At 70.8% G+C, this 20211-nt stretch carries 20 protein-coding genes and 2 pseudogenes; 13 read left to right on the top strand and 9 right to left on the bottom strand.

Annotation, left to right across the window (positions count from 1 at the left end; translation table 11 throughout):
* Window positions 1–46: 46 nt before the first annotated feature.
* Window positions 47–577 (bottom strand): hypothetical protein, encoded by a 531-nt coding sequence (locus AC07DF_RS02400; protein WP_478966147.1) that lies wholly within the window; start codon window positions 575–577, stop codon window positions 47–49.
* A 136-nt stretch (window positions 578–713) separates the two neighbouring features.
* Window positions 714–1331, bottom strand: coding sequence for an RNA polymerase sigma factor (locus AC07DF_RS02395; protein WP_478966145.1), 618 nt, complete (start codon window positions 1329–1331; stop codon window positions 714–716).
* Window positions 1332–1561: 230 nt separating this feature from the next.
* Here AC07DF_RS02395 and AC07DF_RS02390 point away from each other — a divergent pair, with 230 nt between their 5' ends.
* Entirely contained in the window at window positions 1562–2827 is a 1266-nt protein-coding gene (locus AC07DF_RS02390) for a peptidoglycan recognition protein family protein (protein WP_478966143.1), read from the top strand.
* A gap of 2 nt (window positions 2828–2829) precedes the next feature.
* On the opposite strand, the gene AC07DF_RS02385 is transcribed toward AC07DF_RS02390, so the two are convergent.
* From AC07DF_RS02385 to AC07DF_RS02370, 4 genes are all read right to left on the bottom strand, one after another.
* Complete coding sequence (locus AC07DF_RS02385; RefSeq protein WP_478966141.1) at window positions 2830–3225, bottom strand: hypothetical protein; 396 nt, start codon at window positions 3223–3225, stop codon at window positions 2830–2832.
* 147 nt (window positions 3226–3372) lie between these two features.
* Window positions 3373–3927, bottom strand: a complete 555-nt coding sequence (locus tag AC07DF_RS02380; protein ID WP_478966139.1) for a hypothetical protein — start codon at window positions 3925–3927, stop codon at window positions 3373–3375.
* 108 nt (window positions 3928–4035) lie between these two features.
* Window positions 4036–4542, bottom strand: a complete 507-nt coding sequence (locus tag AC07DF_RS02375; protein ID WP_478966137.1) for a hypothetical protein — start codon at window positions 4540–4542, stop codon at window positions 4036–4038.
* Window positions 4543–4638: 96 nt separating this feature from the next.
* The gene (locus AC07DF_RS02370) at window positions 4639–6216 is read right to left on the bottom strand and encodes a beta-N-acetylhexosaminidase (RefSeq protein ID WP_478967559.1); all 1578 of its coding nucleotides are present in this window, start codon (window positions 6214–6216) and stop codon (window positions 4639–4641) included.
* A gap of 308 nt (window positions 6217–6524) precedes the next feature.
* Here AC07DF_RS02370 and AC07DF_RS02365 point away from each other — a divergent pair, with 308 nt between their 5' ends.
* The 11 genes and pseudogenes from AC07DF_RS02365 (at window position 6525) to AC07DF_RS02315 (ending at window position 15068) form a co-directional block, all read left to right on the top strand.
* Window positions 6525–7019, top strand: a complete 495-nt coding sequence (locus AC07DF_RS02365; RefSeq protein ID WP_478966135.1) for a 2-oxo-4-hydroxy-4-carboxy-5-ureidoimidazoline decarboxylase — start codon at window positions 6525–6527, stop codon at window positions 7017–7019.
* 192 nt (window positions 7020–7211) lie between these two features.
* Window positions 7212–7592: a succinate dehydrogenase, cytochrome b556 subunit gene (gene sdhC, locus AC07DF_RS02360; RefSeq protein ID WP_031107855.1), complete on the top strand. Its 381-nt coding sequence runs from the start codon at window positions 7212–7214 to the stop codon at window positions 7590–7592.
* Window positions 7593–7597: 5 nt separating this feature from the next.
* A complete protein-coding gene (locus AC07DF_RS02355) occupies window positions 7598–8080 on the top strand; it encodes a succinate dehydrogenase hydrophobic membrane anchor subunit (protein WP_020273764.1) in 483 nt (160 codons plus the stop codon).
* 19 nt (window positions 8081–8099) lie between these two features.
* Window positions 8100–9854 (top strand): succinate dehydrogenase flavoprotein subunit, encoded by a 1755-nt coding sequence (gene sdhA, locus AC07DF_RS02350; RefSeq protein ID WP_391099198.1) that lies wholly within the window; start codon window positions 8100–8102, stop codon window positions 9852–9854.
* Entirely contained in the window at window positions 9854–10633 is a 780-nt protein-coding gene (locus AC07DF_RS02345) for a succinate dehydrogenase iron-sulfur subunit (RefSeq protein ID WP_391099195.1), read from the top strand. Before sdhA ends, AC07DF_RS02345 begins: the two co-directional genes overlap by 1 nt.
* A gap of 156 nt (window positions 10634–10789) precedes the next feature.
* A complete protein-coding gene (locus AC07DF_RS02340) occupies window positions 10790–11410 on the top strand; it encodes a Uma2 family endonuclease (RefSeq protein WP_478966132.1) in 621 nt (206 codons plus the stop codon).
* Between the two features lie 12 nt (window positions 11411–11422).
* Window positions 11423–11618: pseudogene (locus AC07DF_RS02335) on the top strand (site-specific integrase); the annotation flags it as partial.
* A gap of 263 nt (window positions 11619–11881) precedes the next feature.
* Window positions 11882–13259, top strand: a pseudogene (locus tag AC07DF_RS02330) (DNRLRE domain-containing protein); the annotation flags it as partial.
* 133 nt (window positions 13260–13392) lie between these two features.
* Window positions 13393–13800 (top strand): hypothetical protein, encoded by a 408-nt coding sequence (locus AC07DF_RS02325; protein WP_478966130.1) that lies wholly within the window; start codon window positions 13393–13395, stop codon window positions 13798–13800.
* 12 nt (window positions 13801–13812) lie between these two features.
* A complete protein-coding gene (locus AC07DF_RS02320) occupies window positions 13813–14292 on the top strand; it encodes a thiol-disulfide oxidoreductase DCC family protein (protein ID WP_478966128.1) in 480 nt (159 codons plus the stop codon).
* Between the two features lie 32 nt (window positions 14293–14324).
* Window positions 14325–15068, top strand: coding sequence for a TetR/AcrR family transcriptional regulator (locus AC07DF_RS02315; RefSeq protein ID WP_478966126.1), 744 nt, complete (start codon window positions 14325–14327; stop codon window positions 15066–15068).
* A gap of 16 nt (window positions 15069–15084) precedes the next feature.
* On the opposite strand, the gene AC07DF_RS02310 is transcribed toward AC07DF_RS02315, so the two are convergent.
* The 3 genes from AC07DF_RS02310 to AC07DF_RS02300 form a co-directional block, all read right to left on the bottom strand.
* Window positions 15085–16641, bottom strand: a complete 1557-nt coding sequence (locus AC07DF_RS02310; protein WP_478966124.1) for an ABC transporter substrate-binding protein — start codon at window positions 16639–16641, stop codon at window positions 15085–15087.
* A 187-nt stretch (window positions 16642–16828) separates the two neighbouring features.
* On the bottom strand, window positions 16829–18346 hold the full coding sequence (locus tag AC07DF_RS02305; RefSeq protein ID WP_478966123.1) for a metallophosphoesterase: 1518 nt from the start codon (window positions 18344–18346) through the stop codon (window positions 16829–16831).
* 23 nt (window positions 18347–18369) lie between these two features.
* Complete coding sequence (locus AC07DF_RS02300) at window positions 18370–18609, bottom strand: SCO4848 family membrane protein (protein WP_382489590.1); 240 nt, start codon at window positions 18607–18609, stop codon at window positions 18370–18372.
* A 91-nt stretch (window positions 18610–18700) separates the two neighbouring features.
* Between AC07DF_RS02300 and AC07DF_RS02295 the strand changes: the two genes are divergently transcribed.
* Entirely contained in the window at window positions 18701–20011 is a 1311-nt protein-coding gene (locus AC07DF_RS02295; RefSeq protein ID WP_478966122.1) for a D-alanyl-D-alanine carboxypeptidase family protein, read from the top strand.
* Window positions 20012–20211: the final 200 nt, after the last annotated feature.

Raw genomic sequence — 20211 nt, 5'->3', positions numbered from 1 at the left:
TGACCGAGAAGACCGAAGGAGGACCGGCCGGATCCCCAGGACTCTCCTAGGGCGTGGGGCGGCGGTCGTTCCCGCCCGGCTCGGGCTCCGCCAGATGTTCCGTGCAGTAGGCCGTGACGTTCTTCTCGCCGTCCGCCGCCGCCACGAGACGCCGCCAGACCGTCGCGTTCAGGCCCCGGCCGTTTCCCCCGACCTCCTGGTAGTCGCGGCAGTCGGCCTCGGCGCCCCGGGCGGGGGCCGGGCGTTCGTCGTCCGCCGGGAAACCCGCCGCGCCGACCACGCCCATGGCGACACCGACCAGCATGAGACCGGCGAACAGCACCGAGAGCGCCGTCCGCGGGGACGGCACGGGGCGGCGCCGGTCCCGCAGGCCCCAGTCGTCCCGGCGGCGGGCGCGGCCGCGGTGGGCCCCGGCGTCCCGGGCGGCCAGGAACGCGGCCACGGCCCGCTGCTCGGCCCCGGCGTCGACACCGTCCCGGACGAGGGAGGCGACGATCAGCGCCTCGACCTCGACGTCGGGCAGGGCGGGACGGGAACGACGGCCGGGAAGCCCGCCGCCGCTCTGCCGTTCAGCCATGTCCGATTCCGTCCCTGCTCGATCCACTCGCCCAACCGGCCCGCCGGGCCTCACCAGTACGGCCCACACGTCCGGCCTGTTCAGGAGCGAGCGACCGCGCGGTCCCGTCAGCCCTGCCGGAGAAGCTGAGCATCGTTCACGTCGAATCCCCCAGCGTCCGGGGAACCTCATCCGTCACACCCTCCGCGCCCAGCTGCCGGGCGAGGCGCTTCAGCCCCCGGTACGCGGCCGTGCGTACCGCGCCCGGCCGCTTGCCCAGGACCCGCGCGGCGGCCGGGCCGTCCAGGCCGACCACGACGCGCAGCAGCACGGCCTCGGCCTGGTCGCGGGGCAGCCCGCGGACCAGCTCCAGGGCGTGCTCGGTGGTCAGGGCCTCCAGCGCCTGGTCGTGCGTGCTGTGCGGCCCGGGCAGGTCCAGGACGTCCTGTTCCAGCACGGCCGGCCGGGGCCGTACCCGCTGCCGGCGCAGATGGTCCAGCGCCCGGTGCCGGGCGATGGTCGCCGTCCAGCCGCGGAACCCGGCCCCGTCGCCCCGGAATCGCCCCAGATCCCGGGCGATCTCCAGCCAGGCGTCGGACGCCACGTCCTCCGCGTCGTCCCCGACCAGGCCGCGCAGATAGCCGAGCAGGCCGGGCTGCACGAGCCGGTAGGCGACCGCGAAGGCCGCCTCGTCTCCCTGCTGGGCCCGCGCGACGGCCGCGCCCAGTTCCCCGTCGTACGCCTGCATGCGCCGGGGCGCCGCTCCCTGACCCACGTACCGTCCCTGTTCGTACCGAGTGCGCGCCCTCCCGTACCACGCCCCCACGGTGATCAGCGTCGCCGCGGACGGAAGTGTCACAGCGCGTCAGCGCCCGGCGGCCGGCCCCCGTTCGGGTCAACCCGACCCGCCGTCCTCGGGAGCGCCGGCCCGCGGAGGTTTGGGCCAAGTGACGTACCGGGGAGCTCTGCACGCGATGCATCCGCCCCACGAAAGGCGAGCGCCGTATGCCATCTCCCCTCCTGCGCACCGCCGTCGCCACCGCTCTGGCCCTCGGTGCCCTCGGCCTGGCCCAGCCCGCCCGGGCCTCGTCCTCGGACGGCGTGTACACCGTCCGGGTGCCGGACGGCGATCCGCACAAGCGGTCCCTCGCCCCGCGCACCACCGAGCCGTTCAGCATGGTCGGTGTCACCTGGGCGGACCCGGACGCCTCCCTGGACGGCACCGCGTATGTGCGCACCCGCTCGCGCGAGAGCGGCGAGTGGAGCGCGTGGCGGGCGCTGGACGCCGATGTGCGCATGCCCGAGAGCGGCCCCGACCGCGACCACGCCGGGGTGCGCGGCGGCACCCAGCCGCTGTGGACCGGGCCCTCGGACGGCGTCCAGGTGCGCGTCTCGGGCGGGCGGCTGCCCAAGGGGCTGCGCGTCGAACTGGTCGATCCCGACGGCGGGTCGGACGCCGTGCACACCTCGGTCGTCGAACCCGGCGCTGCCCAGCCCGGCGCCGTCGAACCGGCCCCCGGGGCGCCCCTGGCCGGCCGCCCCGCCGTGACGTCGCGCTCCGCCTGGGGCGCCGACGAGTCCCTGGTGAAGGACCCGCCCACCTACACCACCGGCACCCAGGCGATGTTCGTCCACCACACGGCGGGCACCAACGACTACACCTGCTCCCAGTCGGCGTCGGTGGTACGCGGTGTGTTCCTCTACCACGTGCAGAGCAACGGCTGGAACGACATCGGCTACCACTTCCTCGTCGACAAGTGCGGGACCGTCTTCGAGGGCCGCGCGGGCGGCATCGACAAGCCCGTCCTCGGTGCGCACACCTACGGTTTCAACACCGCGACCAGCAGCGTGTCGGTGCTCGGCGACTACTCCACGGCGGCCACCAACGCCGCGGTGCGCGAGTCGGTCGCCAAGGTGGCGGCCTGGAAGCTCGGGCTCTACGGCCTCGACCCGGCCGGGACCGTGGTGCTGACCTCAGGTGCCGACAACGGCAAGTACCAGGCGGGCCAGAAGGTCACGCTCCACCGCGTCTCCGGGCACCGCGACGGCTCCCCGACGGAGTGCCCCGGACAGAACCTCTACGACGACCTGCCCGAGATCCGCGCCCTCGCGGCGAAGGCCGGCACGCTCGTCGCGCCGCAGCCGCAGCCGCAGCCGCAATCGGAGCCCGGGCAGGGAACGGCACCGGCGTCCGAACCGGCGACGGAGTGGGTACCGGAGTCGGAATGGGAGCTCGCCGAGCTGGGGATCGAGGGCGTGCTGGCGCGCTGACGCTACTGCCGGGGCGCCGTGCCCGCCGCGTCCCGGCACAGCAGCCGCAGCGATCCGTGACCGCCGTAGCAGCGGCGGGCCTCGTCGATCGGGTCCCAGAGGCGCCCGTCGGGGGTGCGTATCCAGTGGTCGCCGCCGGTGGCCCACCATTCGGCGCCGGTCTGACGTGCCATCACCTCACCGGCATAGGCCCCGAACCCGCGCAGCACCTCCTCCACGGCCGCGTACGGGGCTCCTTCCCGCCGTATCCCCTCGATCATGCGGTCGATGCTCCACAGACTCTGTGCCGAGTAGTCGAGGCGCAGTCGTGCTCCCTCGCGCATCGTCGCCACCGTGTCCGCCGCCCACCGCAGCGGCTTCGCAGCCGCCGATGGCCTGGTCTCCTGCTGAGTCGTCACACCCCTTCAATGCGCTGCGGGGCGGCGTTTCGTCACGCGAAATCGGCGACTTCCCGGAAGTGGCGCAGGACCGCCCCACCTCGGCCTTACGACAGTCACAGGACTCTCGCAGGAACGGGGTTTAGGCCGGTCGGGGTCCCCCCCGGCTCAGCTCCGCTGCCGGGTCCGGCGGGAGACCACCGCGCGCAGCACCCGCCGCCCCTCCGTCGACACCTCCAGCGCACGCCGCAACCCGGCCGGCCCGTGTCCGGCCAGGACCTCGAGGACGGTGACCTGACGGCGCAGTTCGGCGGCGACGAGCGGCGACATGCCCTCCGTACGGCCCTGGCGACGGGTGTCGACCGAGGAGGCGTCGTCAGGCGCGGTGTCGAGGAGGCGGTGGATCTGGAGGGAGGCGACGGAACAGGCGTCGGCCCACACCCGCACCTCGGCGGCGGAGCGCTCCGCGGGAGCGGCCTGAAGCATCCGGTGGGCGAGCACGACCGCCTCGTCCCCGTCGCCCGCGGCGTCCAGCTTCCCGCGCGCCTGCTCGAGACCGTCACCCCAGTCGCCGGCGCCGGCGTCGTCGGTGAGGCTCGCCCACAGGGGCCGCAGGATCTCGTCGTCACCGCCCAGCAGGGGCACACACCGATCCATACAAGCCAGCCCGCTCGCGGCCAGCCCGCGTTCGTCGGCCTGTGCGATCAACTCCACCAGGCTCATCCACGCCTCCCTCCGCGGGCCTTCTCAGGGGCCCTATCAGGCCGCTACCAGCCCTCACCCCTCACGGAACCCGCACTTCCCCTTACTGCGTGCGACGGCCCCGGAGTGTCACAGGGGCACCACGCCGAGTCTGTCGAGGAAGCGGAACAAGAGGTTTTCGGCCAGAGGATCAGGGTCTGAAGTCAGTACGTCCACAAGCGCCTCGGCGTTCACTTCGTGTCCGGCCTCGGCGGCCCAGCGCACCGCGCGCTCGGCGGCGTCGCCGGGCTCCAGGAAGTAGTCCTCCAGCGTGAGGCCCTCCCGGTCCGCGCCTAAGTAGCCGGCCATCGCGGTCCGCGCGAGGCAGGTCGTCCACGCCCCGCTCTGCGGGGCCGCGGCCTCCAGCACCACGCAGTCGCTGTTCATGACGTACCCGAACAGCGCGGGCGCCCCGGTCTCCCGGGCCAGGTCGTTCATGTTCCCGACGTCGCCCTCGCCGCTCGGGTACTCCCACAGCTGCCATCCGCCGGGTGCCGAGGTGTGCGGCGTCATACCGCCCTCGGCCCCCGTCAGCGCGGCCAGTTCCGCCAGCGGCTGCTCCGCTCTCCCCACGACGAAGTAACCCCAGTAGCCCATCTTCCGGTTCCCCCCGGCATATTCGATTCGACTGGCGTCAGAAGACCACCACAGTCGTACGGGAGTTCGCAGCCGTATGGGCCAATTCGTGCGGAGTCAGCCGATCCTGTCCGCCAGCGCCCGGAACTCCGCCCAGGACAGCTCGGGCCTGTCCGGGTTCCACAGCTTCTGGACGGTCGCCCGCAGCGGCATCCGGATCCCGTCCGCCACCTGGTCCTGGGTCTGCGAGTTCGCGAGGTCGCACCAGACGGCGAAGCTCCCGCCGAGGATCTGGCCGTCGTAGCGCTCCGGCACGGCCGCGGTGCCGCGCAGCACCCGCGGTGTCCACTGCTCGTAGATCCGCTGCCCCGTCGGATAGACGAAGGTCTGCGGCTCGCCGAGCACGTAGTACAGGAACTCGTCGTTGTAGTTGATCACCTTCCGGCCCGCCTCCAGGTACTCCAGGGGCTCCCGGGCGCCGATCTCCTTGCCGGTCCAGTAAGCGACCTGGATGTCCTTGTCCGCCTGGACGGACCCGCCGCGGAAGAAGCCGTCGTTCCACGCGCGCGGGACGCGCTGGTGCTCGCGGACGGTGGCGGCGCGGTCGTTGAGCCAGCCGGTGGTGAGGTCGGCGACCGTGGCGCCCGAGCCGTACTTCTCCCGCGCCGCGGCGGCCAGCTGCGGGAACGCCGCCTCCGGGTCGGATCGGACCAGCGCCTGGTACTCGTCGGCCCCGAGGTGCCAGGGCTTGCCGGGGAAGAGCTCCGCGTACTCGTTCAGCAGCTCGTCGACGATCTCGGCGCTCTCGGGCTTGGAGATGTCGATGGCCCCCTGCACCGCCGACCCCTGCGCGGTGCGCAGCTGCAGGTCGGGGTGGGCGCGCAGGACCGCGCCCAGGTGCCCGGGCGAGTCGATCTCGGGCACGACGGTGATGTGCCGGCTCTCCGCGAGGTCGATGATCTTCCGCACCTGCGCCTTGGTCAGATGCGGCTGGGAGACGATCTCCGGCTGCGTGTCGGACTCGATCCGGAACCCCTGGTCGTCGGAGAAGTGCAGGCCCAGCTGGTTGAACTTCAGATCGCCCAGCTCCCGGACCCGGTCCTCGATCCAGCCGGCCGTGAAGTTCTTGCGCGCGATGTCCAGCATGAACCCGCGCTGCGGCTTGGCCGGCTCGTCCCGCACCACGCCCTCGGGTGCCGTCCCGCCGTCGTGCGTCTCCTGCTTGAGCGTGCGGGTCCCGTAGAAGACGCCCGCGTCGGCGGGCCCGGTGATCTCCGCGCGCCCGTCGCGCACGGTCATCACGTACGACTCCGGGTTCGCCTTCTTGTCGCCGCCGAGCGCCAGCCGCAGGTCCCCGGCGCGCCGGTCGTCCTTCTCGCCCGCGTACGTCATCCCCAGCTCGCCGGCGACCAGCCGTCCCTCGTCGGCCAGCGAGGCGTCGGCCACGACCACGCGGTTGCCGCTCTCGGGCTGCCAGCCCGGGCCGCGCGCCGGCTCGTGGTCGCGCACGGCGGGGATCGTCTGCGGCGCCTCGGACAGGGCGTACGAGCGGCTCGGACTCGGGCTGCTCTCCGGCGAGGTGCCCTGCGGGGCGCCAGCGGTCCGGCCCTCGGAGGGTCTGGCCTCCGTCCCCGTGGACCCGCCGTCGCCGTCCGAGGCCGCCCAGAGCCCCAGACTCACCCCGGCCGCGATCATGACCAGTGCGACGGCCATGGCCACGACCAGCACTGGCCGCTGTTTCACCTGCTTCGCCGTATCCCGGCGCCTGTGCTGACTCACACGGCCAACCTAAAACCCATGGCTGCCCGGCGCGCGTCCACCACACGTTCCGAAACTCTCTCCCCCGGGTGAAATTCGGGCATCCGTCGGACACGTCTCGGTCGCACTCGATAGCGTGACGTCACATCTCTCACACCTTGACCTGCCGACACACGTGACGCCCACGAGGACCCACGCTGCCTGCGCACCGCCTCCCCGACCTCCCCGGCCGAGCAGCCATACCGGTGGAGCACTTCAACGCAGCCTCCGAGGAGGACCTGGAGCAGGCACTCCTCTCCTGTCTGCGCAGCCACCGCTGGGCCGGGCGTGTCGCGGCCCACCGCCCCTACCCGGACCTGGCCGCCCTGCTTGCCGCGGCGGACGAGGCGGCCTACGACCTCGGCTGGTCCGACCTCACCGAGGCGCTGGCGGCCGAGCCGCTGCCCGCCCTCCCGCCGGACACCTACGCCGCTGCCCACACCGCCCTCAGCGCGGCCCACGCCGCCTACGAGGCCCGCTTCGGACACGTGTTCGTCATCTGCCTGGACGGTGTGTCCCCGTCCGAGACCCTGGACCGCCTCCTGGAGGCCATCCGGTCACGATTGACAAACGATCCGGAAGAGGAGCGGGCGGTAGTCGCCGACGAGCTGCGGCGCCTGGCGAAGGAACGGCTGGTGGGCGCGCTGAGGGGCGCGGGGAACTGCGCGAACGACCACAGCGAACCCGCACCCGGCAGATAACGGGAAATCACACCCCAGAAGCCGCAGAGGCTAGCCCGTAAGCATGCCAGTTTGATCACACAGGCAGACCCCCGCTGAGCCCAGCGGCAGCGCATCGCTACGATGCTGGGGGCCGGTGGACCGTACCCGGCCGGGCCCGACCGACACACCAAGCCGGCGCGGCCCCAATCCCCGCTCCCGGAGGAAACTTCCGTGCCGGCTGGAACGCTGTACCGCGGCCGGGAAGGAATGTGGTCCTGGGTGGCTCACCGAGTCACCGGCGTCCTCATCTTCTTCTTCCTGTTCGTTCACGTGCTGGACACCGCCCTCGTCCGCGTGTCCCCTGAGGCCTACGACACGGTCGTGGCCACGTACAAGACGCCGATCGTCGCGCTGCTGGAGTACGGCCTCGTCGCCGCCATCCTCTTCCATGCGCTCAACGGCCTGCGTGTCATCGCCGTCGACTTCTGGATCAAGGGCGCCCGGTACCAGAAGCAGATGCTCTGGACCGTCGTAGCCCTGTGGGTCGTGCTGATGCTCGGGGCGATCTACCCCGTCCTCGGCCACGCCGCTCGTGAACTGTTCGGGAGCTGACGCCAATGTCCACGTCTGAGAAGACCGCCGCCGGCGTCGGCCCCGTCGAGGGCGGCGCCGTCTACACCGTCGACAACCCGGCCCCCTTCATCGAGGCCCCGCGCAAGCGCACCAAGAAGACCCCGAAGTCCACGCGGGGCAACTTCGAGCTGGCCGCCTGGCTCTTCATGCGCCTGTCGGGCGTCGTGCTGGTCGTGCTGGTCCTCGGCCACCTGCTGATCCAGCTCGTGCTGGACGGCGGCGTGTCGAAGATCGGCTTCGCCTTCGTGGCGGGCCGCTGGGCGAGCCCCTTCTGGCAGGTCTGGGACCTGCTGATGCTGTGGCTCGCGATGCTGCACGGCGCCAACGGCCTGCGCACGGTCATCAACGACTACGCGGAGCGCGCGAACACCCGGCTGTGGCTCAAGGGCCTGCTCTACACCGCCACGGTGTTCACCATCCTGCTGGGCACGCTGGTGATCTTCACCTTCGACCCGAACATCCGCTAGGCACGGGGCTGCGAGAATCATGAAGATCCACAAGTACGACACCGTCATCGTCGGCGCCGGTGGCGCGGGCATGCGCGCGGCCATCGAGTCCACGAAGCGCAGCCGCACCGCGGTCCTGACCAAGCTGTACCCCACCCGCTCCCACACGGGCGCCGCGCAGGGCGGCATGGCCGCCGCGCTGGCCAACGTGGAGGAGGACAACTGGGAGTGGCACACCTTCGACACGGTCAAGGGCGGTGACTACCTGGTCGACCAGGACGCCGCCGAGATCCTGGCGAAGGAGGCCATCGACTCCGTCCTCGACCTGGAGAAGATGGGCCTGCCGTTCAACCGCACGCCGAACGGCACCATCGACCAGCGCCGCTTCGGCGGTCACAGCCGCAACCACGGCGAGGCCCCGGTCCGCCGCTCCTGCTACGCGGCCGACCGCACCGGCCACATGATCCTCCAGACGCTGTACCAGAACTGCGTCAAGGAGGGCGTGGAGTTCTTCAACGAGTTCTACGTCCTGGACCAGCTCATCACCGAGGTCGACGGCGTCAAGAAGTCGGCCGGTGTGGTGGCGTACGAGCTCGCCACCGGCGAGATCCACGTCTTCCAGGCGAAGTCCGTGGTCTACGCGTCCGGCGGCTGCGGCAAGTTCTTCAAGGTGACGTCCAACGCGCACACGCTGACGGGCGACGGCCAGGCGGCGGTCTACCGCCGCGGTCTGCCGCTGGAGGACATGGAGTTCTTCCAGTTCCACCCGACCGGCATCTGGCGCATGGGCATCCTGCTGACGGAGGGCGCCCGCGGTGAGGGCGGCATCCTCCGCAACAAGGACGGCGAGCGCTTCATGGAGAAGTACGCGCCGGTCATGAAGGACCTGGCGTCCCGTGACGTCGTATCGCGGTCCATCTACACGGAGATCCGCGAGGGCCGCGGCTGCGGCCCCGAGGGCGACCACGTCTACCTGGACCTGACGCACCTCCCGCCGGAGCAGCTGGACGCGAAGCTCCCGGACATCACGGAGTTCGCCCGCACCTACCTCGGCATCGAGCCCTACACGGACCCGATCCCGATCCAGCCCACGGCCCACTACGTCATGGGCGGCATCCCCACGAACGTCGAGGGTGAGGTCCTCGCGGACAACACCACCGTCGTCCCCGGCCTGTACGCGGCCGGCGAGGTCGCCTGTGTGTCCGTGCACGGCGCCAACCGCCTCGGCACCAACTCGCTGCTGGACATCAACGTGTTCGGCAAGCGCGCGGGCATCGCCGCCGCGGAGTACGCGCAGACGGCGGAGTTCGTCGAGCTGCCGGAGAACCCGGCGGAGCTCGTGATCGAGCAGGTGGAGCGACTGCGCGACTCCACCGGCACCGAGCGCGTGACGGCGATCCGCCGCGAACTGCAGGACACCATGGACGCCAACGTCATGGTGTTCCGCACCGAGCAGACGATCAAGACGGCGGTCGAGAAGATCGCGGAGCTGCGCGAGCGGTTCAAGAACGTGTCGATCCAGGACAAGGGCAAGCGGTTCAACACGGACCTGCTGGAGGCCATCGAGCTGGGCAACCTGCTCGACCTCGCCGAGGTCATGGCGGTCTCCGCGCTCGCCCGCAAGGAGTCCCGCGGCGGTCACTACCGCGAGGACTACCCGAACCGCGACGACGTCAACTTCATGCGGCACACCATGGCGTACCGCGAGGTCGGCGCCGACGGTTCCGAAACCGTCCGTCTCGACTACAAGCCGGTCGTCCAGACCCGCTACCAGCCGATGGAGCGTAAGTACTGATGGCTACCCCTGTTGTGGACAAGGCGGAAGCGGCCGGCCAGCCCGAGCCCGGCTTCGCCGACTCCCCCTACATCACCGTCACCTTCCGGGTCCGCCGCTTCAACCCGGAGGTCTCGGCCGAGGCGACCTGGGAAGACTTCCAGCTGGAGATCGACCCCAAGGAGCGCGTCCTCGACGGCCTCCACAAGATCAAGTGGGACGTCGACGGCACGCTGACCTTCCGCCGCTCCTGCGCGCACGGCATCTGCGGCTCCGACGCCATGCGGATCAACGGCAAGAACCGCCTCGCGTGCAAGACGCTGATCAAGGACATCAACCCCGAGAAGCCGATCACGGTCGAGCCCATCAAGGGCCTGACGGTCCTGAAGGACCTCGTGGTCGACATGGAGCCGTTCTTCCAGGCGTACCGCGACGTCATGCCCTTCCTCATCACGAAGGACACGAACGAGCCGACGCGTGAGCGGCTTCAGTCGGCCGAGGACCGCGAGCGCTTCGACGACACCACGAAGTGCATCCTCTGCGCGGCCTGCACCACGTCGTGCCCGGTCTTCTGGAACGACGGCCAGTACTTCGGCCCGGCGGCCATCGTCAACGCGCACCGCTTCATCTTCGACTCGCGTGACGAGGCCGGCGAGCAGCGCCTGGAGGTCCTCAACGACCGCGACGGCGTCTGGCGCTGCCGCACGACCTTCAACTGCACGGACGCCTGCCCGCGCGGCATCGAGGTCACGAAGGCGATCGCGGAGGTGAAGCGAGCGCTGATCACGCGCCGCTTCTGAGGTCGTTCGCCGTACGGCTTTGAGGGCCCTGTTTCCGCTGGAGACGGGGCCCTCTGGCATATGCCACACCTTCGGGTGAAGGCCTCCGGGACGGACGCGCGGGCGGCCTCGGACCTACGATGATGCTCTCGACACCAGCCCCCCAGGAGGCACCTGATGTCCGCAGCTTCCGTCGAGCAGCCCTTCCACGAGGAAGAGCCGGTCACCCTGACGACCATCGCCGACGAGATCATGGAGCGCCATCCGGGCTACCGCGTCGAGATCATCGGAGGCCATCTCCTCGTGACCCCGTCCCCGGATGCTCCTCATGCCCGCGCCCTGACCAAACTCATGCGCCCGTTCATCGCAGCAGGTCTGGATGACGGGGAAACCGAAGTCCTGCAGAACGTCGGACTCTGGCTCCCCACCGGCGCCGAGGACTACGCCATCCCTGACCTCGTCGTGGTGGACGCCGACATCGACGACCACTTCGTCGAGAACAACGCGTACGACCCGGCCTGCTTCCGCCTGGTCCTGGAGGTCACCTCAGGCAACTGGAAGGACGACCTCAAGACCAAGGTCGCCGCATACGCCGAGGCGACGGTGCCCGTCTACGTCATCGTCGACCGCAAGCACCAGCGCCTCCACGTCCTGACCGACCCGGTCGGCAGCACCTACGAGAACCACCGCCCCCATGCCCCCGGCGAGCTCGTCACTCTCCCGGACTCCATCGGCGCCAAGGTGACCCTCGACGTGGCGGAGATCCTCAAGGCCGGCCAGCCGAAGACGAGCGACTGAGCCGCAGGGCCCGGGACCGGCCAGATTCGGGCTCTCCAACGCACCAACGCGGGCGGGCCCAACAACCCTGCCCACCAAGACCCGAGCCTCCGAACGCCGCACAGCCCTCCCCGGACACCTCTTCACCCCGCCGCAGGGCAGGCCGATCGACCCGACCAACCTCACCCGCGCCTTCACCACGCTTCTCCGCAAGGCCGGCCTCCGCCGCTCCTCGATGTCCTGGGTGGTGCCGTCGGCCATGAGGACGTCGGTGCCTGCGAGGAGGCACTGGCAGCCGCCCGGCGGCTTGGCCCTGCCTCGGGCACCCGCCCCCGGGCATGAAACTCGCCGCGGTGCCCTCAGGGCAGTCCTTGCCGCCCCGGCAGGCCATGTACAGCCAGCGCTGCACCTGCCTCTGCTGGGCGGGGTTGGTCCGATCGCCGAGGTACTCGGGCGTGGACCGGTTGGTGCTCCTCGTGCCCAGCCACAAGTGACACCGGCACCGCTCTGAGGACGACGAAGGGCTTCCCCACGAGCAAGCTCAAGAACGGCACCACGTACTCATGGCGGATGCGGGCGATCGACGAGGCCGGTACGACCTCGCCGTACTACCCGGTCAAGTCGCCCTGCCGGTTCGTCCTGGACACCTCCGCACCCCGGCCGCCCGTGGTGAGTTCCACCGACTTTCCCAACGCGGACGGGAACCAGAGACGTCGTGCGCTACGAGTACGGCTTCAAGTCGGCCACGTACACCGGAAGCCTCGGCCGGGCGAACGGCACGGCGACGAGCGTGAGTGCCTCACTCTCCGGAGCCAGGCCTCCGACGGCCGGACCCAACGTGCTCTACGTCCGTGCCGTGGACGCTGCGGGCAACCCCTCGGATCCCACGAAGTACTTCTTCTACGTCTCGCCCCGGGACCAGGCCGACAGCCCCGGCGACTTCACCGGCGACAAGCTGCCCGACCTCATGGTCGTCACCGAGGGCGGCAACCTGGCCATGTACCCGTCCCAGGCCGACAAGGACGACCTGGCCAAGGGCACCGGCGACCTGGACTACTCGATGGCCGGAGCCTATCGGACCAACCCCGAGAAAGACCCCAACGGGGACGACCTGCCCCCGTACGTCCCTGCCCCGTCAGGGCACTTCAAGGGGGCCCTGATCACGCACAACGGTGACATCTACGGTGGCGACGGTCTTCAGGACCTCGTCGTCCGCCTCGGCGGCAAGCTCTGGGTCTACCCCGGAGACGGTTACGGCGCCGTCAACGTCGACAAGCGCCAGGAGATCCTCCTGCCCGAAGGGGCGCCGAGTCCGGCCGACTTCACCCAGATCCTCAGCGCGGGAGACGCCACCGGGGACGGCCGCGCCGACTTCTTCGCCACGGTGAGGAACTCCGCCGGCGCCGACGACGAGCTGTGGGCCCTCACCGGCTATCACGGCGCCACGGTCGACCAGAGTGTCCGTCTGAACGCCACCGCTTGGAAGGAGCGCGACCTTGTCGTCACCCAGGACGTCTCGGGCGACGGTGTGACCGACATGGTCTACCGGTCCGACGTGTCCGGGAAACTGTGGCTGCGCAAGGGCACCCCCGCTTCCGGCGATGGGGTCGACCTGAGCTCGCCGGCCACCGCGGCGAACTCCTCGGGCGGGGCGGACAACGAGTACGGCTCGTCGGGCTGGTCGAGCAGCGACAAGCCTCATCTGATGGGCACGCCGAGCGCCAACGCCGACACGGTTCCCGACATCTGGGCCGTCCTCGCCGACGGATCGGTTCGCTTCCACGCGGGCAGCAAGACCTCCCTCACCGGCTCAGGGGCTGAGGTCATCGGCCGGGCCGACTACTGGAGGACCCGCATCGCCATCGGGTGACCCGCTGTCGAGTTGTGCGAAACCGGGGCCGTCTTCGTCGAAGACGGCCCCGGTTTGCGTGTTGAACGTGTTCAAAAAAGGGTCTACAGTCTCCCTCGACAGCGTTTTGAACGTGTTCAAGAAGGGTGGGGCAATGGACCGCACGGTCATCGCCTATGTCATCTACCTGCTGGTCAGCGTCGCGTTGACGGTCTGGGTGGCTCGCACGCTCAGCCGGAACGGGAAGGTGTTCCTCGCCGATGTGCTGCACGGCAACGAGAAGCTCGCCGACGCCGTCAACCACCTTCTGGTGGTCGGCTTCTATCTGGTCAACCTCGGGTTCGTGGCGCTGTATCTGAGCGGGGACGAGACCATCACCGACACGCGCGGGGTCTTCGAGGCGCTGTCGACGAAGCTCGGTGTGGTGCTGCTGGTGCTCGGTGTGATGCACCTGGCCAACGTCTATGTGCTGAACCGGATCCGGCGGCGGGGTGTGATGGAGCGGGAGCAGACGCCGCCCGTGCCGCCGCAGGGCTGGGTGGCCCCGCAGGCACAGGCCTGAGCGGAGACCGGCATGAACGCCACCGCACCGGTCCGCCGGCTCACCGTCCTGTACGACGCCGAGTGCTCCCTGTGCGCCTTCGTGCGCGACTGGCTCCTGCGGCAGCCGCAACTGGTGCCGCTGGAGCTGGTCCCGGCCGCCTCCGAGGAGGCCCGGCGGCGCTTTCCCGGACTCGACCACGGCGCCACCCTCGACGAGATCACCGTCGTCGGAGACGCCGGGCAGGTCTACCGGGGGCCCGCCGCCTGGATCGTCACCCTGTGGGCGCTGCGCGCGCACCGGCGGCTCGCCCACCGGCTGAGCAGCCCGTCCGGCGCCCTGCTCGCCAAGGGCGCGGTGCTGGCCGCCGCGAAGTGGCGCGGGTCGCAGTGGGGCGGGACGGGGTGGGGCGGCCGGGTGTACCGGGGCGCGGACGGGTGGGCGTACGCGCCGGACACCGGCTGGACCTACACCGCGCCGGGCTGCGCCGACGGCACCTGCGCCCCTCGCTAGCCGCGCCGGTGCTGACGTTAGGCTCTCTTCCCGTGTCCGCGAAGAACGACGGCCCCGACGACGGCGCCACCCCCACGAAGTCCGAGCAGACCCGCGCCCTGATCCTGGAGACGGCCATGCGGCTGTTCCAGGAGCGCGGCTACGACAAGACGACGATGCGGGCCATCGCCCAGGAGGCCGGGGTCTCCGTCGGCAACGCGTACTACTACTTCGCGGGCAAGGAGCACCTGATCCAGGGCTTCTACGACCGGATCGCCGCCGAGCACCAGGTGGCGGTCCGGGAGATCCTGGACCGGGAGACCGACCTGGAGGCCCGGCTCGCGGGTGTCCTGCGGACCTGGCTGGACATCGCCGCGCCCTACCACGAGTTCGCGGTGCAGTTCTTCAAAAACGCCGCCGACCCGGACAGCCCGCTCAGCCCCTTCTCCCCCGAGTCGGAGCACGCGCGCGTGGAGGCCATCAGCGTCCACCAGGAGGTGCTGGCCGGGGCGACGAAGACGAAGGTGGCCGAGGAACTGCGGGACATCCTGCCCGAGTTGATGTGGCTGTCCCAGATGGGGCTCGTCCTGTACTGGATCTTCGACCGGACCGAGGGGCGGGAGCGCAGTTACCGGCTGGCCGAGCGCGGTGCCCGGCTCACCTCGCGGGGCGTCGCCCTGGCCCGCTTCCGGGTGCTGCGCCCTCTGGTGCGGGAGGTGCACGAGCTGTTCACGGACTTCCTGCCGGGGATGACCCGGGCCATCCCCGACCCGGCGGGGCGCCGCACCGAGTCCTAGGGGCGCGCAGGGCGCCTCAGAGCCTCGTGAGGCTCCAGAGGCGGAAGACGCCCGTGCCGTCGGAGAGGTACTGGCCGCCGCCGATGTCCTCGGTGGTGACGACGTACTCCTTCGCCTGCCACAGCGGGAGCACCGGCACGTCCTGCGCCACGGTCTGCTGCACCTCGCGGAAGTCCCGGTCGGCCTCGCCGCGGTCGGCGTAGCGCTGGCTGTCCTTGATGAGCCGGTCCACGGTCTTGCTGCTGTAGCCGGTGTTCATGGCGCTGCCGGTGCCGACGAGCGCGGCGCCGAAGGTGTCCGGGTCGGGGAAGTCGGCGACCCAGCCGACGGCGTACGCGTCGAGCTTGCCGTTCGCCCACTGCTTCTGGAAGGCGGTCCACTCGTAGCCCTGGAGGGTGACCTTGAAGAGTCCGCTCGCCTCCAGTTCCTTCTTGATCTCGGCCGCCTCCTGCGCACCGGCGCCGCGGCCCTCGGCGTAGCCGTAGGTGATACGGACCGGCAGGCTCACGCCGGCTTTGGTGAGCAACCGCCGTGCCTTCCTCGCGTCCTGCGCGGGATAGTCGTCGAAGAACGAGGCGGTGTGGCCGGTGATGCCCGCAGGGATCAGGGAGTACAAGGGGTCGACGGTGCCGTCGTAGACGGTGGCGGCCAGTCGCTCGCGGTCGATCAGCCAGGCCATGGCCCGGCGGACCTCGGGCTTGTGCAGGGGCTTGCCCGGGCGCGTGTTGAAGTACAGGTTGCGAGTCTCGGAGCCGTCCGCCTCGAAGACGCGCTGCGCCGGGTCGCTCGGGTTGAGGCTTGCGAGGACCTGGGGTGGCAGCTGGCGGGTGGCGACCTCGACCTGCCTGTCCTTCCAGGCGGTGTCGAGGGCGTCGGGGGTGTCGTAGTAGCGCAGCTCGACGGAGCGGCCCGCGCCGTCCTTGACGGCGCCCTGATAGTGGGCGTTGGGCGCGAGGACCGCCTTGGCGTTCTTCGCGTAGGAGGTGAGGGTGTACGGGCCGGTGCCGTCGACACCGTTGCCGGTGCGCAGCTTGCCGGCCGGGTACGCGGTGCGGTCGACGATGGAGCCGGCGCCCGTGGCCACCTTGAACGGGAAGGTCGCGTCGGGCGAGGACAGGTGGAAGGTGATGGTCAGCCCGTCGGCGCTGACGGAACCGAGGGTGTCGAGCAGGGGCGCCGGGCCGACGGGCGACTTGATCCTCAGGATCCGGTCGAAGGAGTACTTCACGTCCTCGGCGGTCATCGTCCGGCCGCTCGGGAAGGTGAGCCCGGAGCGCAGGTCGCAGCGGTACGTCGTCAGGTCGCCGCCCGCGAACGCGCAGCTCCTGGCCGCGTCCGGAACGGGTTCGGTGCCGCCCGGCGCGAAGGTGAGCAGCGACTGGAAGACGTTGCTGAACAGCGCCCAGGAGCCGGCGTCGTAGGCGCCGGCCGGGTCGAGCGAGGTGACGGCGTCCGTCGTGCCCACCGTGATGGCCTTGCCGTCGCTCTTGGACGGCAGGAACTGCCAGGCGCCCACGCCCGCGGCCGCCAGGACGAGCAGCCCCGCGAGTATCCGCATGCGAATCGATCGCATCGGCCTTGCCCTCCCCAGGCCCTTTGGGCCCGTTGTGGCCCTTGTGCGTGTGCCACACCCCTTCGTGGCGGCCTCACACAATCACAGGCTTTTGACCTCGGGGAAGGGAGATCTGCCGACTTGGGAAAGAACTTACCGATGGGCGGTTCGGTCCGATTTCACAGCGGTCTCACAGGGTGACGGGTGGTCAGGCCTGCTTCGACGCCAGCTCGATCAGCGTGATGTCCGACGGCGCGCCGACCCGGGTGGGCGGACCCCAGGCGCCGGCGCCGCGCGAGACGTAGAGCTGGGTGTCGCCGTAGCGCTCCAGGCCCGCGAGGGTCGGGTTGGCGGCGGAGGCGATGAGGTTGCCGGGCCAGAGCTGGCCGCCGTGGGTGTGGCCGGAGAGCTGGAGGTCCACGCCGTGCTCGACGGCGTCGTGGATCTGGACGGGCTGGTGGGCGAGCAGCACGCACGCCCGGGCGGTGTCCCGGTCGCCGAGCGCCCGGGCGAAGTCGGGGCCCTGGCCCTCCTCCTCGCCCGCCACGTCGTTGACTCCGGCCAGGTCGAAGTACGGAAGCTCCCGGCGGGCGTTCTCCAGGGGGGCGAGGCCCAGGCGCCGGACCTCCTCGACCCACTGCTCGGCGCCGGAGAAGTACTCGTGGTTGCCGGTGACGAAGTAGGCCCCGTGACGGGCCCTCAGCTGGGCCAGCGGGGCCGCGGCGGGGCCGAGGTCCTTGACGCTGCCGTCGACCAGGTCGCCGACGACCGCGATCAGGTCGGGCTGGGTCGCGTTGATCGTGTCGACGACCGTCTGGGCGAAGCCGCGGCCCAGGACCGGGCCGAGGTGGACGTCGCTGACCACGGCGATACGGAAGCCGTGCGCCGCGCGCGGCAGCTTGGCCAGCGGCACGGTGACCCGCTTCACCTTCGGCCCTCGCAGCACGCCGTACGTCCCGTACCACACGGTCCCGACGGCGGCGGCCGCGGCGGCCCCGGCGACGATGCGGGAGACGAAGAGGCGTCGGGAGGGACCGGTGGGGGTGGGGGCGGCGGGTGTGGTGTCGGTGGTGCCGGTGGGGGCGAGCGGCTCCGGGGTGGCCTCTGGGGCGTCGGGGGTGGCGTCTGTCAGCGGGTGGGGCTCGGTGGCGGAGGCGGTCGCTCCGCTCGATCCGCCGCGGAGACCGGCCCGTGCGGCGGCAGCGGCGGCCACACCGGGCGCGGCTGCGCCGACGCCGGCCTGCGGATCGGCCACCGTCCCGGCGTCGGCTGCTCCGCCCTGGGGGGCGGCCTGGACGGCGGCCGCCGGCGCGGAAGCAGTGGCTCCGCCGGGTCTGACAGGGGTGTGTCCCTGGTCGGTGGTCGACGCCGTCGGGCCCGTCCCGGTCTCGGCCCTCGCCTTGTCCCGGCGTTCCAGGAAGCGCCGCAGCAAGGGGCGTACGACCTCTCCCGCCACCACCGCCAGCAGCAGGTATATCGACAGGGCCAGCCACAAAAAGCCCGGCCAGGCGAGGGTCTGCTGGAGCCAGAAGGGGGCTCCGGAGCGTTCGGCGACCAGGGCCGCGATCGCCAGGGCCCAGCCGCCGGCGATCAGGACCGCGCCCGCACGGCGGGTGAGGCCCGGTCCGCGGGTCGTGTCGCGGAACAGGCGGCGCCACACATACCAGTTGGCCGTCACGATGACGGCCAGGACCAGAGTTGCGACGAGTACGAAGACGATGGCCACGGTGTCGTGTCTCCCGATTGCCGTTATGACGTCCGGCGCAGTGCGCGCAGACCACGCAACCCGATGGCCCCGACGGCCGTCCCCAATACGAAGGAAACGACGGCGAGCAGCAGGTGCACCCAGAAGTACGCCGTGGGACGACCGTCGTCGAAGGCGAGCCCACTGCTGTCCTTGACAAGGTTTTTGACGAAAGTGATCCAGATGACCCAGCTCCACACCCCGAAGGCGAGCAGGAACCAGGAGACGGGGCGGCTGAGCTTCATGAGTCCAGTATCGCCAGAGCGTGTCCTGTTCCGTTCCCGGGGTGGGGCCGGAAGCGGGACTTCCCTGCGTACGGCATGTACGTTTCCGACCGTGCCCGCACCGAAGAAGACCGCCAGGCGATCCCTGCTGGTCACCGCCGCCGTCCTGTCGTCCCTCGCGCTGGCCGCGCCCGCCGCCGTCGCGGCCCCGAAGCCCTCGGACAGCCCGTCGGGCAGCCCGTCGGCGAGCCCCTCGGCCACTCCCCCGGCCTCGATGTCGACCCTGGGCGGCGCCCGGCTCGGGCGGCCGGGGACGCAGGTGAACCTGGCGAGCGGTGTGCCGGTGCTGCCGAAGGACCTGAGCGCCCGCTCCTGGATCGTCTCCGACGCCGAGACCGGTGACGTGCTCGCCGCGCACAACGCGCACTGGCGGCTGGCCCCGGCGAGCACGCTGAAGATGCTGTTCGCGGACACGCTGCTGCCGAAGTTCCCGAGCACGGCCAAGCACAAGGTCGTGCCCTCCGACCTGGCGGGCATCGGCGCGGGGTCGAGCATGGTCGGGATAAAGGAGGAGGAGACGTACACCGTCCACGACCTGTGGCTCGGCGTCTTCCTGCAATCCGGCAACGACGCGGTGCATGTCCTGTCCGCGATGAACAAGGGCGTCGAGAACACCGTCAAGGAGATGAACGAGCACGCCGAGGAGCTCCAGGCCCTCGACACGCACGTCGTCAGCCCGGACGGCTACGACGCCGAGGGGCAGGTGTCGTCGGCCTACGACCTGACGCTGATCGCCCGTTCGGGGCTCCAGAAGAAGGACTTCCGGGAGTACAGCTCGACGGTCACCGCGAAGTTCCCCGGCGAGACGAAGAAGGACAAGAAGGGGAAGTCCGTCCGCAAGTCCTTCGAGATCCGCAACACCAACCGGCTGCTGAGCGGCGACGCGGACGTGCCCGTCTACGAGGGCATCGCGGGCGTGAAGAACGGCAACACCACCAACGCGGGTGCCACGTTCACCGGTGTCGCCGAGCGGAACGGCAAGGTGCTGCTGGTCACGGTGATGAACCCGGAGAAGGACGAGCACAACGAGGTCTACAAGGAGACCGCCCGGCTGTTCGACTGGGGGTTCAAGGCGGCCGGGAAGGTGCAGCCGGTGGGTGAGCTGGTGCCCCCGAAGAGCCAGGCCGGCACCCAGCCCGGCTCGAACCCCTCCGGCGAGGCCGGTGGCTCCGGCGACGCCGGGGCCGGTTCGAAGCCGGTGGCGAGCGCCTCGGCCGCGGACGGCTCCAGCGGCATCGGAACGGCGCTCGGCATCACCGGCGGCGTACTGGTCCTGCTCGCGGCCGGCGCCTTCCTGATCAACCGCCGCTGGCCCCTGCCGGACCTGGTACGCCGCCGGTCCCGCTCGGACGACGACAACTAGCGCCCACACCACACTCGAGCATCACCGCACGACACCCGGGCCGATCGGACGCCCCTCCCGAACGACCGCGACCCACCACCAGGCCTGGCACACCACCCGATCCTCCCGAACGACGACAGCCGACGCCCGGGAGGCCTGCGACGCCGCACGACCACCGGGCCGACCGGGCGGCGCCTCCCAGGCCGACCACCACCCACCAC

The organism is Streptomyces sp. NPDC044719 (assembly GCF_056433405.1).
This window is presented reverse-complemented; position numbering and strand designations above follow the sequence as displayed.